The following is a 16,684-nucleotide window of genomic DNA, read 5'->3' as shown; positions in this document are numbered from 1 at the left end:
TTAAAAGACTCTGATTAGTGCAAACTAGTCAGAGTCTTTTTTTTGTTTTTATACATATCAAATACAAAAGAAAGGTTCCCGTTAAATATAACAGTACATACATGCACATACTAGACGAGAGCTAGCTTCTTTAGATTTCTCCCAAGTTTAAGGATGAGAACAATAACCAAACACAATACAATACAGCTACTATATACACTAGATTACCTCATGAACTCCCTACCTGTAAAGAATAAGAAAAAACATATCTTACATGTATATTAGATTATTTTTATTACTTTCGTTATAATAGTGTAACTAAACTAATAAATTATAATGAAAAACATTAAGACCTTATATATTGCTATTTTATTTTGTTTTCTTTTCACTACTAATCTAGTATTTGGACAATCGAGCAAAACTCTTGGTAAAACTCCTATTATATTGGCATATGTGACTTCTTCAGAAAGTGCCCCTTTACCTGATCCTACTTTTGTGACCCACATTAATTATGCTTTTGGATCTGTATCTGAATCATTTGATGATATTATAATACAAAATGAAAATCGTTTAAGAGAGATTTCAGATTTGAAGAAATCTAATCCATCTTTGAAGGTTTTATTATCTATAGGAGGATGGACTAGTGGTCGATTTAGTGAAATGGCAGCAGATACCAAATTGAGAGAACTATTTGCGCAAAACTGTAAGAGGGTCGTAGATCAATTTAATTTAGATGGTATAGATTTAGATTGGGAATACCCTACAAGTAGTATGGCTGGAATCTCTTCTTCTCCAGAAGATACGGAGAATTTTACATTGTTGATGAGAGATATACGAGCTACTATTGGACGTGATAAATTATTGACGTTAGCAAGTGCTTCCAATGCGAAGTATATAGATTTTAGAGCAATTGATAAGTATATTGATTTCGTTAATATTATGACTTATGATATGGGGCGCCCTCCCTTCCATAACTCCCCTTTATATCAGTCTGAGCATGTTCGTAAGCTATCAGCTGATGAATCAGTAGATGCTCATATAGCTGCAGATGTTCCAATAAGTAAACTCACATTAGGAGTGCCTTTCTATGGACATGGAATAAAAAAGTTTAATGATTTTGTTGATTACAAAGATTTAGTAAACTTAAAACATGAGTATACTGAAAAATGGGATTCTAAAGCACAAGTTCCTTATTTAGTTGATACAGATGGCGACTTTGTTTGTTCATTTGATAATCCTAAATCTTTAGAAATAAAATGTAAATACCTTTTGGATAGAGGAATGTTAGGGGTGATGTATTGGGAATATAATTGTGATGATACTGACGGAACTTTAAGGAAGGCTATTTATAACGCAATGACCAATCAGTAATTAATTCTAATTTAATAACTCGGGTCTATATTCGAAGTGCATGGTATCATAGTGGTACCATTTTCCACCCCAAATAAATCCATGCTTTTCGAATATCTCAACGATAAGTTTAGGTATTTGATTTTTATACTTTAAATCGATTTCTTCATTGGTGCATTTGCAATCCCATTGCCAGTAGTTCGAAAATTTCACGTTTAAATCTATTGATGTTGCAAAGCTGTGAGTACTTAATCTGTTTGTACCTTTTATAATGCGCCAGTTGAAAGTGGTAGCTCCTTGCAGATATTTTTGTAATTCGGGATGTTTATCTAGTTCCTCTGATATTTTTTGTAATTGTAGATGTACATTATTGATCTTCGTAATTCTGATCTTAGAACCAACTAATTTGGGACACCATACTATTGTAACTAGATTCTTTAGTACGTCTAGTGAATTAGATCCATACATAGCTTTCATAAAATCTTCATTCCTAATTCTTCCAGGATCACTATCTTTAGAAGGAATATAATTATTCAGGTTTTTGGGATACTCGGACTGAAGCATGTCTGATATCGATGGCTTATTTAAAAGTAATTCACCTGATTTCTTAATTCTATCATCATATATGAACTTTTGACGCTCTTTTAATATAATATATTTCCCATCATACTGTATATCAAAGTTAGGATATGCACTTATCAAGTTCTGTATTTGTTTTGGGTACTCTTGTGCCGATATTGTTGTAATAAAGAACAATAGTGCTAAAATAATAGATAAGAGTTTCATTCCTGAAATTATTTAAATGTGTCCATTATATTACTTGGAGGGCGTTGAGCTTCCAGCTCCTTTTTCATAAAGGACATATAAGGATCTATATGTTTGAAGAATTTATAGTATCCTGAGCATAGATAGTTTATTTCTTCACCTGATTGAGTCTTTGAAATCCTATTTTTAGGACATTCTCCATGACAAGCAAATAAGTACTTACATTGTTTGCATTTTGATGACAGAGACTCTGATTTCGCCAATCCAAAATCTATTTGCTGCTTAGAATACATCATTTCGGTTAAAGTCTTGGTCTTTATATTACCAAGCTTATATTGAGGGTAAACAAAGTGGTCGCAGGAATAAACATCACCATTAAATTCCATAACACCTGCATGACCGCAATTTTTGGCAAAAATGCATACTCCTGGATTTACGCCTACCCAATTAGCTAAAGCTGAATCAAAATACTGAACAAAATATGTTCCCACATCTTTCTTAACCCATTCGTCAAAGATGGCAATTAAGAAGTCACCCCATTTTTCAGGAGAAACACTCCACTCGGTAACCTTTCCTTCACTGTCTCTCTCCACAATCGGAGCGAATTGAATGTAGTGAGAATCTATGTCTTTAAAGAACTGATAAAATTCAAGGGGATAATCAATATTAAAATCATTAACTACTCCCATTATATTATATTCTACATTATGTTTTTTGAGAAGATTAATGCCTCTCATTACATGATCGAATGTCGGACGTAAATCTTTAGTTGTTCTATATTTGTCATGAAAAGGTTTTGCGCCATCTATAGAGATACCAATTAAAAAATTATTTTCTCTGAAGAACTCACACCATTTATCATTAAGGAGAGTGCCATTTGTTTGCAAGGTATTGGTTACTTGCTTGCCTCTGGCATATTTTCGTTGCAATTCAAGAGCTTTTTTGTAGAATGAAATATCACGCATCAAAGGTTCACCTCCATGCCATGTAAATAATATGGGCTGCATAGTTTGCGCCTCAATATATTGAATGATGAACCTCTCTAGAAGTTCATCACTCATTAATGTCTTACCTTTTTCAGGATATAGCTCTTTTTTCTCCAGATAGTAGCAATAAGTACATCCTAAGTTGCAAGTAGCACCTATTGATTTGAGCATTACATATAAAGGCTTTGCAAAAGGAGCATATGTTTTTGATGGCATTTAGCTGATACTTTTATTTGTGAGTATTTTAGTTGAATAAACATCCAGAAGAGAATCTCTGACCTTAGAATTCGTCAACTTTAAGATTCTTTCTATAATTATCTAAAGTTGTTTGTAATTGTTTTGTTATATTTTCGTATCCTTCTTTTCCATATAAATTATTCAATTCAGTAGGGTCTTCTTTGAGGTCGAACAATTCATTGCAATTGATATCCTGATCTTCTCCCATCAAGCCTTTTCCATAAAAGTGAATAAGCTTGTATCTGTCAGTTCTCACTCCATCATGACGGCGAACGTTATGAACTGCAGGATAGTCGTAATAGTGATAATATAAATCTTTTCTCCAGTTTTTAGGGGTGCTACCATTAAATAAAGGCTCAAGTGAAGTTCCACTCATTTCTTTAGGTTTCTCTACTCCTGCTAATGCAAGATAAGTGGGGGCAAAATCTATATTTTGGACTAAAGCTTCTGTTGTTATACTGGGTTTTATTTCTTTGGGATAGCGAATAATAAGAGGTGTTCTGAATGATTCTTCGTACATGAATCTTTTGTCAAACCATCCGTGTTCTCCCATATAGAACCCTTGATCGGAAGTATAAACAATAATAGTATTGTCCAGCAAGTTTTCTTTTTCAAGATAATCCAAAAGGCGACCTACCTCGTCATCTATTGATTTGATACATCTAAGATAATCTTTTAGGTATCTCTGAAATTTCCAATCTAATATTTCATCTTCAGAGAGTTGATCCATTTTGTTGATAAACTCCATATTTCGAGCGTGGTAAGATTTATCCCACACTTCTCGTTGTTTTGGCGTCATCTGATTCATGGCTTGTTGTAAGCCACCATCGCTCCATCCTTGATTATAGGGAGGAGTATCTTTCAATTCATTTAGTTTAAGGTCATAAATGAATGTCATTGTTTTGTCGATGGTCATATCTTGTGTGCTGGCAGCCGAACATCTGCTCTCGTAATCATCATAGAATGTTGATGGTTTGGGAAATTCTACATTTTCATATAGATCATAGTATTTTGCCTCGGGCATCCAATTTCTATGAGGTGCTTTATGATGTACTAACAAACAGAATGGTTTGTTTTTATCTCTATTTTCCAGAAAATCGATGGAATGAGTTGTAATTAAATTTGTGGCATAACCTTCTTCTCTAATATATTTTCCGTGAGAGTCTTTTGTTTTAAAACTAGGATTATAATAATCTCCTTGATCATTCAAAACTGAATAATAGTCGAAACCTTTTGGCTCACACTGCATATGCCATTTACCTACTACTGCGGTTTGATAGCCTGCTTGTTCCAACAATTCAGAAAAGAAAGTTTTGGTTGAATCAATACCCGCTCCTAGTTGTCGTTGCCCATTTTGATGGCTGTATAAGCCTGTCATCAAACATGCTCTACTGGGTGTTGACAATGAGTTTTCGACAAAGGCTTGTTGAAATAGCATGCCTTCATTAGCTAAGCGATCTAAATTAGGTGTGGGTGCTAATTTTGAAAGAGCATGTCCATAGGCACTTATTGTTTGAAACGAATGATCGTCCGTCATTATATGTATAATATTGGGACGAGATTTATTACTCTTATTTTGTTTCACTTGCCCATAACTATATGGAATTAGAATAGTTGCAGGTAAGATTATTAAGCTTATTCTTTTCAAGTTTTGCATAAATATTAGATGGTTAGGTTATTAATTTACTAAAGTAATAAGAATCAATAAGAGAATCAAGTAACAAAATAGAAGTTTTACTGATCTTTATAGAGAATATTGTAAATGCTTTTCCAGAAAATGAGCATAAAAATCGGGAACATCGCTTTCTTTTATTCCTACAATAGTTTCATTGATGTCATACTCTATTTTGCGAATGCTAGGAGTTACTTTATTTAGGATGTTATTATCTTCTTTGCTTTCGTCAATTGTTAGCCATAGATAAACAGCTTTTCCGCCATTCTTTTCTTTAGTTCTTCCTACTGAGCCGATATTGATGAATAGCTTCCCTTCCTTATTAGATGTTTTAATATGTCTAATATAAGAGAGATGTGTATGCCCTGTGATTATGATGTCTGATTTTGTTTCTTCCAACATATCTATCAATAGTTTTTCATCATGATTTTCATATATGTACTCTTCATTACTTCTTGTGCTGCCATGTACAAGCAGACATGATAGGTTATCATAATCTAAGCGAATGTCTGGCACCAATTCCGATAGATATTGTTTGTTACTATCAGTAATAGTTTCTTTTGTGTGGTTTATGGTCTTTAAGCGTGCTTCTTGTTCTTCAAGAGTATGTTTACTTAAAGCATGTACCTCATAATCGAAAGCTATTCGCTCATCATGATTTCCCATTATTGTCGGAATTTCTAGGCTTTTAATCAAGTCTATGACTTCGTTGTGCCATGGAGCGCCATCAGTAAGATCTCCTAGGCAATATATCCGATCGGCTTTGTAGTTGTCTCTTATGTCTTTTATTGTTGCTTTTAAAGCAGGTAAATTTCCATGAATGTCACTAATGATTGCTATTTTCTGCATTATTATTATATTGTGAAGTTACAAGAATCTGATGAATTATTTTTTACGATATCGGTTAGTGGAGTATGTCCCAAATTGCTATAACATGACATATACTTCCTCCTAAAACGAATAAATGAAATACCGAATGCATATATCTGATTTTTTTGAATGAATAGAATATAGCTCCGATTATATAAGATATACCTCCTCCTAAGAGCCAGTAAACAGAGTCTAAAGATCCTGTTGTTGATAATAATGTATCCACAAGAGGTTTAAATGCTATAAGAATGATAGATCCCATGAGTACGTAACAAATGGTTTCTAATTTGCTACCTGTTTTGTAATGGGCAAAACTTAATCCAGTACCTACTATGGCAACTAGCCAAACGATGGTAAACACTAGCCATCCCCAGATGCCAACTTCGCGTAACACTATTAAAGTAAATGGCGTATATGTACCTGCGATGTGGAAATAGATTGCAGCATGATCAAACTTTCGGCAAAGAACTCTTCTTGTTGGATGTGTACAAGAATGATAAACTGTTGAAGTAACATAAGACATTAGCATACAAACAATATAGATACAAACACTTGCAATAGCCCACGAACTTCCGGTTTGTATTGCCTGTTTTACAAGAAAGAATCCGGCTACAATGCCAAATATAATTCCTAATCCATGAGTCGAGGCATTAAGAAGTTCTTCTTTTTCTGAATATTGTTTATTGGTCATTACTTAATTCTGATATTATTGGATGTTTATTTCGATAGTCTAAATTTTATAGACTTAAATTCAAAATTACAATATTTAAATCAATCTATATACTTACAAAAGCACTATTACCTTATTAGGTGATGGAGCTTTTTATTTTTTTGACGTATTTTAAGTGATTCTGCAAATATATATTTAGTGGTCAAGAATAGTTATGAAAAAGTAAAATTGATAATGCAATAAGCCCTCTTTCCTTTATTTTTAATAGTTTTGTTTATTATTTAGAACAAAGAAAATTGAGAAAGAAACGAGCTAAGAAAATTATGTGGGTAACCCTGTCTATTATAGGAGTTTTTGCTATTATCGTATTTATATTTCTTCAACAAGCCCAATTTGGAAGAACTCCTACGAGAGAACGATTGGCAAGAGTTCAGAATTCAACACATTATAAAGATAAGAATTTTCAGAATCAGAGTCTTACTCCTCAGTTGACAGGAGATAAGGGATCTGTTAAAGTAATGTTTGATTTTCTTTTCGGTAGTAGAAAGAGAGTTACTCCTGTAGATGAGATCCCATCTATAAAGACCGATTTGTTGAATCTTGATGCAAGTGAAGATATTTTGGTTTGGTTTGGTCATTCCTCATATTTTATTCAGATAGACGGTAAGCGTATTTTGGTAGACCCTGTTTTTAGCGGTTCTGCTTCGCCTGTTTCGTTTACTACTAAGGCTTTTAAAGGAGCCGATAACTACAAGGCTGATGATATGCCTAATATTGACTACCTATTTATCTCTCATGATCACTGGGATCATCTTGACTATGAAACGATAGAAAAGTTGAAACCTAAAGTTGGAAAAGTAATTTGCAGTTTAGGTGTAGGTGAGCATTTCGAGTATTGGGGTTATGATATCAACAAAATAGTTGAAATGGATTGGAACGAGAATACTGTTCTTAATTCTGGTTTTACAGCATTTTGCTTGCCTGCTCGACATTTTTCGGGAAGAGGACTTTCTCCTAAGCAATCACTTTGGTCGTCTTTTCTTTTGCAAACACCAACTTTTAAAATATATCTGGGGGGAGACAGTGGCTATGATTCTCATTTTGCCTCAATAGGTAAAGATTTTGAGGGTATTGATTTAGCGATTCTTGAAAATGGACAATACGACAATGATTGGAAATACATTCATATGATGCCTGAGCAAGTTTTGCAGGCCTCCAAAGATTTAAAGGCAAAACGTTTATTACCTGTACACTCTTCTAAATTTGCCTTGTCTAAACATGCATGGGACGAACCTTTGATAAGAATTATAGAGGCTAATAAAAATAAAGAACAGGATGTAATTACTCCCATGATAGGAGAAATTGTCCATCTTAAAGATACTACTCAGGTATTTCGCCAATGGTGGGTAGGTCTTGAGTGAGAATAACTGTACATATCTCATATTACTCCATATTCATATCTAAAGTTTACGGAGGTTTAAGATCCGAATATTAATCTGCTCTTATTCTTTAGCAATTCAATTTAGTAATTTAAATTTTACCTAAAATCTATTGGTTTTCTTCCACTAATAGGTTAGTATACTTATGTCGTTATTAATTATAAAGTTTGATGAGACGAGCATTTGCCTATCATCCTAATATCTGTGTGTAATTAACCTCAATCTAGCTTTTTGAAATTATCTCCTTCGCAGATTACTTATTTCTATTCTTGCAATTTTGTAGAATGGTTTGGTAGCTGAATAAAATAGGATTTCCAATGTTATCTGTACAATAATCCATGATATTGTCCGATATTAAATAATGTATTTTTTACACTTAAAGAAAGAAATGTCTACCTTTAAAGTCTAAATCTCGACCTCTCTATCCTTATAAATTGTTTTTTTTGTAAGTACTAAAGCTTAGTGTAGTAATGCTTCAACGGAAGTAGCCTATTTTCTATATAACTATATCTCTTGTAATAGAATACTAATAAAAATACAACAACATGAGAACCTTAAAATCGTCATTATCAGTTTTACTATTATTAATAGCTCATAATCTGTTGGGAGTAATTCAAGACACAACATTCAGAGCAGATAGCAATCCTATATTTAAACACAAATATACAGCTGATCCAGCCGCCTTGGTTTATAAGGATAAGGTTTATATATATGCAGGGCATGATGAATGTCCTCCTCCCGAAAATAGATATGTAATGAATGAATGGCTTGTGTTTTCATCCCAAGACATGGAAAATTGGACAGAACATCCCGTACCTCTTAAACCTACCGATTTTAAATGGGCAAAAGGTGAAGCTTGGGCTTCGCAGGTTATTGAACGCAATGGCAAATTCTATTGGTACGTAACCGTCCAACATGAGTCGATACATGGTAAATCTATTGGAGTAGCTGTTGCTGACAATCCTTTAGGACCATTTGTTGATGCAAGAGGGTCGGCAATCATAACCAATGATATGACCACAGAATATACCCAAATATCGTGGGAAGATATAGATCCTACGGTTTGGATTGATGATAATGGACAAGCGTATTTGTTTTGGGGCAATACACAATGTTATTATGCCAAATTAAAAGAAAATATGATAGAATTGGACGGACCTATTGTGCCCGTTCATCTTCCTAATTTTACTGAAGCTCCATGGGTTCATAAATATAAGGATTGGTATTATTTATCATATGCACAATTCTTTCCCGAAAAGATAGGCTATTCTATGAGTTGTAGTATAGAAGGTCCTTGGGAATACAAAGGAATTTTAAATGAGATTGCGGGAAATTCAAATACTAACCACCAATCCATTATCGAATTTAAAGGCAAATGGTACTTCATTTACCACAATGGAGCTATCCCTACTCAGGGTGGAAGTTTCCGCCGTTCGGTATGCATCGACAGATTATACTATAATGCTGATGGAACTATAAAGAGAATACAAATGACTTCGGAAGGAGTTGCTAAAAATTAACGGAACACCATTTTTAAATCTCAGCTTGTATTTAAGAAATGTGGCATTAAATATTTACATTACTATGAAAAAAGCACTATTCATTTATTCATTTTTCCTTATTTCAGTAACTACTTTTTCGCAGCAGAAAGCAGAAGTTATAGTGAATGCCGATTTAGGACAATATAATATAGACAAACATATTTATGGGCATTTTTCCGAACATTTGGGTCGTTGTATATATGATGGTCTTTGGGTGGGCGAAAACTCGTCAATACCCAATATAAACGGAGTTCGCAAAGATATTATAGATGCCTTGAAGCACATCAAAATACCTAACCTAAGATGGCCCGGAGGATGCTTTGCTGACGAGTATCATTGGATGGATGGTATTGGAGCCAGAGAAAACAGACCCAAGATGGTTAATACTCATTGGGGTGGAGTAGTAGAAGATAATAGCTTCGGTACTCATGAGTTTCTTAATCTTTGCGAAGCATTGGGTACAGAGCCTTATATCTGTGGAAACATGGGAAGCGGAACGGTAGAAGAAATGTCGAAATGGGTTGAATATATCACTTTCGATGGTGAAAGTCCGATGGCAAACCTTCGGAAAAAAAATGGTCGCGAAAAACCTTGGAAAGTACAGTTCTGGGGTGTGGGGAACGAAAACTGGGGTTGTGGTGGGAACATGACGGCGGAGGGATATGCGGAAAATTATAGACGCTATGCTACCTATACCAGAGATTATGGTGATAACCAATTATATAAAATAGCAGGAGGGCCCAATGTTGATGATTATCATTGGATGTCTACTATGATGAAGAACATACCTCACAGAATGATGAAAGGTGTTTCTCTACATAATTATGCTTTTACTCGCAGATGGGAAGACAAAGGTGATGCTACAGGCTTTTCTGAAGATGATTATTTTTCTTTATTAGAACATGGTTCGCTAATGGATAATCTTATAATACGGCACTCTGCAATAATGGATCTGTATGATCCAGCAAAGAAAATAGGCTTGATTGTTGATGAATGGGGAGCATGGTACAATGTAGAGAAGAATACTAATCCGGGATTTCTTTTTCAGCAAAATACACTGAGAGATGCTATTCTTGCAGGTCTGGTTTTAAATACTTTCCACAAACATGCTGATAGGGTAAAAATGGCAAATATTGCACAATTGGTAAATGTACTTCAAGCATTATTTCTTACAGAGGGTGAGAAAATGTTATTGACACCTACTTATCATGTATTCGATATGTACAAAGTACATCAAGATGCAACTATGTTGCCTACTGTTGTAAAATGTGGGACGTATAGCAGACTTAATAAAAAATTAGATGCTATATCGGTATCTGCATCTAAAGATAAAAATGGAAAAGTACATGTCTCGTTTGTAAACATTGATCCGGTTAATTCCATAGATATTGATTGTAATATTAGAGGATTGATAGGGGGCAAACTGACTAGTGTAAATATAATAACAGCTACTAATACCGACAGTCATAATACATTCGACAATCCAAATATAGTTCATATTGAAGATTATAAAGGAGCTACTTATAAAAACGGAGTATTAACCTTGAAAATGCCTTCAAAATCATTAATGACAGTTGAACTAAATTGAGATATTATTCAGCTAAAATTGAAGTTTGACTTCACAAAACAAGATACCTTAATGATACATTTATGAAACAAATAATCAAAACCTTATTAATAATGTTAGCCATACTAGGCAGTAACGTATTTGCATCGACAAAATATTCATTGTCGTCTGAAAATAGCGAAAAAGATAATTTTAAAGAATGGGCACTTACTCCTCCAATGGGATGGAATAGTTGGGATTGTTATGGTCCTACTGTTGAAGAGCATGAAGTGAAAGCTAATTCTGATTATATGGCGAAGAATCTCAAGAAGTATGGCTGGGAATATATTGTAGTTGATATTCGGTGGTTTGTAGAAAACGATAAAGCAGGAGGTTATAATCAAACCGATCCTATTTATGTATTGGATGAATATGGACGTTATCTTCCTGCTGTAAATAGATTTCCTTCGGCTGCTAATGGAGCAGGGTTTAAAAAACTGGCGGATTATATTCATTCACAAGGGCTAAAGTTTGGAATACATATTATGCGTGGCGTACCTAAAGAAGCGGTAGCCCGAAAATTGCCAATAGAAGGAACAAATGGTATTACTGCCGATCAAATATACTCTACCGAATTGCAATGCGAGTGGTTGCGAGATAACTACACTATTGTAGCGAATAAACCGGGTGCACAGGAATATTACAATTCAATAATGGATTTATATGCTTCGTGGGGAGTTGATTTTATAAAGATTGATGATCTTTCGCGTCCTTACCATCAAGCAGAAATAGAGCTGATCCGAAAAGCAATTGATCAAACCAAACGGCCAATGGTTTTGAGTACATCACCAGGTGAAACACCTCTAAATAAGGGTTATCATGTAAAAGAGCATGCTAATATGTGGCGTATGGTTGATGATGTATGGGATACATGGGGACATTTAACTCATTTGATGCAAGTGGCTCAAGGTTGGTATTCGTATATATCACCTGGAACATGGCCCGATTGCGATATGATTCCTTTAGGTCGAATTTCTGTACGTGGCGAGCGTGGTGAAGATCGTATGACACGCTTAACAAAGGATGAACAATACTCGTTAATGACATTTTTTACTATCCTACGATCTCCTTTAATGTTTGGTGGAGATATGCCAAGTAACGATGCTTTTACATTGTCTTTATTAACCAACGAGGAGGTTTTGAAAATGCATCGCGAAAGTACAGATGTACGTCAGATATATCAAACGAAAGGGAAACTAGCGATAACATCACGTAATCCTAAAACGGGCGATATTTATTTGGCATTATTCAATATTCAAGATAGTAAATCGGATACTGTAGGCGTTTCATTTGCTGATGTAGGGATAAAGAATAACTCATCTATTGAAGATATGTGGAGTGGTGAAAAATTAGGAGTGTTTACAGATTCGTTTTCACGTAGACTATCTCCACACAGTTGTGGATTATATAAAATAAACAGTAAATAAGATCATGTATAGAAATAGATGGTTGAATTTATTTGAAAAATTAATCAATGCATAATATTTATTAGAGAAATGAAAAACATATGTAAAGTTTTAAGTATATCGTGTTTACTGAGTCTTTCCCTATCGGCATATTCTCAGCAGCAGGCATACGAATTTTCTTTGGATACTAAAAAGGTGGGAGCGCCTATTAAATCAACCATGTATGGACTCTTCTTTGAAGACATAAACTTTGCAGCTGATGGAGGCTTATATGCCGAATTAGTAAAAAATCGCTCTTTTGATTTTCCTCAAAATCTAATGGGGTGGAATACGTTTGGAAAAGTAGAAGTCAGAAAAGATAATCCTTTATTCGATCAGAATCCTACATATATAGTACTTTCTAATCCGGAACATCCACACAAACGAACTGGTATAGAAAATGAAGGATTCAGAGGTATGGGATTCAAGCAAAATGAAGCATATCGTTTTTCTGTATGGGCGAAAACCGAGAACTCAAACGAACCTCAAAAAATTCGGATAGATTTGCTTGATGCAAAAAATGATATTCTTGTAACTCAGTACTTAGAAATAAATTCAAGTGATTGGAGAAAATATGAAGTTAATCTAACACCCAAAGCAACAGAACCTAAAGGTCGGTTACGCATATTTTTAGACTCCAAGGGTTCAGTGGCTTTGGAACATGTTTCTCTTTTCCCTGTCAATACTTGGAAAGGGCGTGAAAACGGATTAAGAGCAGATTTAGCACAAGCATTAGCGGATATTAAACCGGGAGTATTCCGCTTTCCGGGTGGATGTATTGTAGAAGGTACTGATCTTGACACCCGCTATGATTGGAAAAAAACGGTCGGAGCAGTCGAAAACAGACCTGTAAATGAAAACAGATGGCATTACACATTTCCTCATCGTTTCTTTCCCGATTATTATCAGAGCTATGGCTTAGGTTTTTATGAATATTTTCTCTTATCGGAAGATATGGGTGCAGAACCTTTACCTGTACTGAGTTGTGGACTGTCATGCCAATATCAGAATGAAAAAGAAGAATGCCATGTGCCCGTAAAAGATTTAGGATCATACATTCAAGATGCTTTAGATTTAATAGAATTTGCTAATGGATTGCCAACCTCTACATGGGGAAAAGTGCGTGCGGATATGGGGCATCCTGCACCTTTCAACCTTAAATATATAGGTATAGGGAACGAACAGTGGGGAGAGGAGTATATAGTACGTCTAGAGCCATTTGTAAAAGAAATCAGAGCAAAATATCCTGATATTAAAATTATAGGAAGCTCGGGTCCTTCGGCAGATGGAGATAAATTTGACTACCTATGGCCAGAAATGAAAAGGCTAAAAGTTGATTTAGTAGACGAGCACTATTACAAAGATCCTAAATGGTTTCTGAACAGTGCTAAGCGATACGATAATTATGATAGAAAAGGTCCTGCTGTATTCGCCGGCGAATATGCTTGCCATGTGCCTAACAGAGACAATAATTTTGAGTCAGCACTTTATGAAGCGGCTTTTATGACGGGATTGGAACGCAATGCAGATATTGTACATATGTGTACTTATGCTCCTTTGCTTGCTCATGTAGATGCATGGCAATGGAAACCTGATATGATTTGGTTTGATAATCTAACATCCGTAAAAACGCCTAATTATTATGTGCAGCAACTTTATGCGAAAAACAAGGGAACTCATGTAATGTCTGTAACTCGAAATAATACTTCAATCTCAGGAGAAGATGACTTATATGCGTCCGCCGTGTATGATAAAGACGAGAACTGCTACATTGTAAAAATAGCTAATACGGGCAAAAGTTCGAAAGAGATCAATATCACTTTAACAGGCTTAAAGAAAAATAGTAGCTTGTCATTAGGTGAGAGCTTCGAATTGAAAGCTAATAATTTGAATATAGTTAATACACTGGAATCTCCAATGAATATAATTCCGCAGAAAGCTACTGCAAAAATAGAGGGTAACATACTTGTTGCTTCAGTTAAACCAGAGTCTTTTAGTGTATATAAAATACAACAATAAATTGTCGATTTGTAAAATCCTCCTCCTCTTAGAATTAAAATTCGCCCTATGCCTCTTGATTTTATATTTCCTTTATCATTTATGAATTGTAGGAATAATATATGTAATCAAAGCTGTATGATATTTAGACTAATTAAAGGAACAGGCTGATTTAATATCTTAATTTAAAAGTGAATACTATGAAACAAAACTGGAGATTATATTTGGGTGTATCCCTTCTCTTTCTGTCAACCCATTTTTATACGGCGAAGGCTCAAAGTAATCGGCCCTCTAAGACCGAGAAAGATTATGTTGCTTATCTTTTTGCCTATTTTACAGGAAATAAGGTAGAAGAAGAATCCATTCATTTTGCTTTAAGTAATGATGGATATAACTATTATGCTTTGAATGGAAATAATCCGATAATAGATTCTAAAAGTATCAGTTCTACAAGAGGTGTACGTGATCCTCATATACTCCGATGCGAAGATGGTAAAACATTCTATATGGTGGTTACAGACATGACATCTTCTAAAGGATGGGATTCTAATAGGGCAATGATTTTATTGAAATCCACCGATCTTGTGAACTGGACATCGAGTATTATCAATATTCAAGAGCGATATCCTAATAATGATGATCTGAAAAGAGTATGGGCTCCTCAAACAATTTATGATCATGAGGCTGATAAGTATATGGTGTATTGGTCAATGAAACATGGAAACGGACCAGATATAATTTATTATGCTTATGCTAACACCGATTTTACCGATTTGGAGGGAGAGCCGAAACCACTTTTTCTGCCTAAATCGAGAAAGTCGTGTATCGATGGAGACATCATATATAAAGATGGTCTATTTTATTTATTCTATAAAACAGAAGGTGATGGCAATGGTTTAAAACTAGCTACAACTCAATCATTAACTTCGGGTAACTGGAACGAGAAAGAAGGATACAAACAACAAACTACGGATGCCGTGGAAGGATCGAGTGTTTTTAAACTTATAAATTCAGACACATATATATTGATGTACGATGTATATATGAAAGGAAAATACCAATTTACAGAAAGTACCGATTTAGAAAATTTTACGGTTATTGACCATGAAATTTCTATGGATTTTCACCCTCGTCACGGTTCTATAATACCTATTACTCGGAAAGAAGTGAGAGCATTGGTTAATAAATGGGGCAAGCCCGATAGGTTTGTGATGCCTACTGCCAACAATCCGGTTTTGGATGGGTATTATGCTGATCCTGATATTCTCTATTCTTATAAAACCAAGAAATATTATATATACCCCACCAGTGATGGTTTTGCTAATTGGGGAGGTAGTTACTTTAAGACATTCTCATCTGATAATTTGATTGACTGGAAGGATGAAGGGGTAATTCTTGATTTAAAGAGAGACGTATCATGGGCAAATCGTAATGCTTGGGCTCCTTGCATTATTGAAAAAAAGATTGGAAACGATTATAAATACTACTATTATTTTACAGCCGCTCAAAAGATAGGGGTTGCCATTGCAGATAATCCGACAGGCCCTTTTGTTGATTCGGGGAAACCATTAATTGCTCAGAAACCCGAAGGTATAACCCGAGGGCAGGAGATAGACCCTGATGTGTTTTATGATTCGGTGAGTAAAAAAGATTACTTGTATTGGGGAAACGGGTATTTGGCAGTTGCAGAGCTTAATGAGGATATGGTATCTCTCAGACCCGAAACTCAGAAAATAATTACGCCGGATAATACTTTTAGAGAAGGTATTTATGTCTTTTATAGAAAAGGAACGTATTATTTCCTTTGGTCTGAAGATGATACCCGAAGTGAGAATTATAGAGTACGTTATGGTACTTCTCAATCGCCCACAGGTACTATAACTATACCTGAGAATAACTTGATTTTGGCAAAAGAACCTGAACTAGGGATATACGGAACGGGGCATAACTCAGTATTACAAATGCCCGATAAGGATGAGTGGCGCATTGTTTATCATAGGTTTAGCCGTCCTGACGGAATTAAGATGGGAGATGCGGCAGGCTATCATAGAGAAGTATGTATTGATAAAATAGAATTTAACGAAGATGGAAGTATTAAACCTGTAGTTCCAACTTTATAGGTGTGT

Annotated in this window: 12 protein-coding genes; 7 read left to right on the top strand and 5 right to left on the bottom strand. The window is 34.9% G+C overall.

What is annotated here, in order from left to right:
• Positions 1 to 315: 315 nt before the first annotated feature.
• Positions 316 to 1,350 carry a glycoside hydrolase family 18 protein gene (locus IR022_RS08345; protein WP_194203368.1) on the top strand — a complete coding sequence of 345 codons (1,035 nt, stop codon included), beginning with the start codon at positions 316 to 318 and terminating at the stop codon, positions 1,348 to 1,350.
• A 6-nt stretch (positions 1,351 to 1,356) separates the two neighbouring features.
• Here the strand turns inward: IR022_RS08345 and IR022_RS08340 are convergent, their stop codons facing one another.
• The 5 genes from IR022_RS08340 to trhA all read right to left on the bottom strand — a co-directional run bounded on the left by IR022_RS08340 (position 1,357) and on the right by trhA (position 6,550).
• Positions 1,357 to 2,115 carry a M15 family metallopeptidase gene (locus tag IR022_RS08340; protein ID WP_194203367.1) on the bottom strand — a complete coding sequence of 253 codons (759 nt, stop codon included), beginning with the start codon at positions 2,113 to 2,115 and terminating at the stop codon, positions 1,357 to 1,359.
• Positions 2,116 to 2,123: 8 nt separating this feature from the next.
• Positions 2,124 to 3,296 carry an anaerobic sulfatase-maturation protein gene (locus IR022_RS08335; RefSeq protein WP_194203366.1) on the bottom strand — a complete coding sequence of 391 codons (1,173 nt, stop codon included), beginning with the start codon at positions 3,294 to 3,296 and terminating at the stop codon, positions 2,124 to 2,126.
• A 64-nt stretch (positions 3,297 to 3,360) separates the two neighbouring features.
• A complete protein-coding gene (locus tag IR022_RS08330; protein WP_242053149.1) occupies positions 3,361 to 4,854 on the bottom strand; it encodes a sulfatase in 1,494 nt (497 codons plus the stop codon).
• Positions 4,855 to 5,061: 207 nt separating this feature from the next.
• On the bottom strand, positions 5,062 to 5,838 hold the full coding sequence (locus tag IR022_RS08325) for a metallophosphoesterase family protein (protein WP_194203364.1): 777 nt from the start codon (positions 5,836 to 5,838) through the stop codon (positions 5,062 to 5,064).
• A 55-nt stretch (positions 5,839 to 5,893) separates the two neighbouring features.
• Positions 5,894 to 6,550, bottom strand: coding sequence for a PAQR family membrane homeostasis protein TrhA (gene trhA / locus IR022_RS08320; RefSeq protein ID WP_194203363.1), 657 nt, complete (start codon positions 6,548 to 6,550; stop codon positions 5,894 to 5,896).
• A 302-nt stretch (positions 6,551 to 6,852) separates the two neighbouring features.
• Between trhA and IR022_RS08315 the strand changes: the two genes are divergently transcribed.
• From IR022_RS08315 to IR022_RS08290, 6 genes are all read left to right on the top strand, one after another.
• The gene (locus tag IR022_RS08315) at positions 6,853 to 7,950 is read left to right on the top strand and encodes an MBL fold metallo-hydrolase (protein WP_194203375.1); all 1,098 of its coding nucleotides are present in this window, start codon (positions 6,853 to 6,855) and stop codon (positions 7,948 to 7,950) included.
• Positions 7,951 to 8,513: 563 nt separating this feature from the next.
• Positions 8,514 to 9,488: a glycoside hydrolase family 43 protein gene (locus IR022_RS08310; protein ID WP_194203362.1), complete on the top strand. Its 975-nt coding sequence runs from the start codon at positions 8,514 to 8,516 to the stop codon at positions 9,486 to 9,488.
• A 64-nt stretch (positions 9,489 to 9,552) separates the two neighbouring features.
• On the top strand, positions 9,553 to 11,097 hold the full coding sequence (locus IR022_RS08305) for an alpha-N-arabinofuranosidase (protein WP_194203361.1): 1,545 nt from the start codon (positions 9,553 to 9,555) through the stop codon (positions 11,095 to 11,097).
• A 62-nt stretch (positions 11,098 to 11,159) separates the two neighbouring features.
• Complete coding sequence (locus IR022_RS08300) at positions 11,160 to 12,542, top strand: glycoside hydrolase family 27 protein (protein WP_242053133.1); 1,383 nt, start codon at positions 11,160 to 11,162, stop codon at positions 12,540 to 12,542.
• A gap of 69 nt (positions 12,543 to 12,611) precedes the next feature.
• Complete coding sequence (locus tag IR022_RS08295) at positions 12,612 to 14,579, top strand: alpha-L-arabinofuranosidase C-terminal domain-containing protein (RefSeq protein WP_194203360.1); 1,968 nt, start codon at positions 12,612 to 12,614, stop codon at positions 14,577 to 14,579.
• Between the two features lie 179 nt (positions 14,580 to 14,758).
• Complete coding sequence (locus IR022_RS08290; protein WP_194203359.1) at positions 14,759 to 16,678, top strand: family 43 glycosylhydrolase; 1,920 nt, start codon at positions 14,759 to 14,761, stop codon at positions 16,676 to 16,678.
• Positions 16,679 to 16,684: the final 6 nt, after the last annotated feature.

This window comes from Dysgonomonas sp. GY617 (assembly GCF_015233815.1).
Lineage (GTDB): Bacteria > Bacteroidota > Bacteroidia > Bacteroidales > Dysgonomonadaceae > Dysgonomonas_A.
The sequence above is the reverse complement of the archived record's forward strand: the minus strand, read 5'-3'. Positions and strand labels throughout refer to the sequence as shown.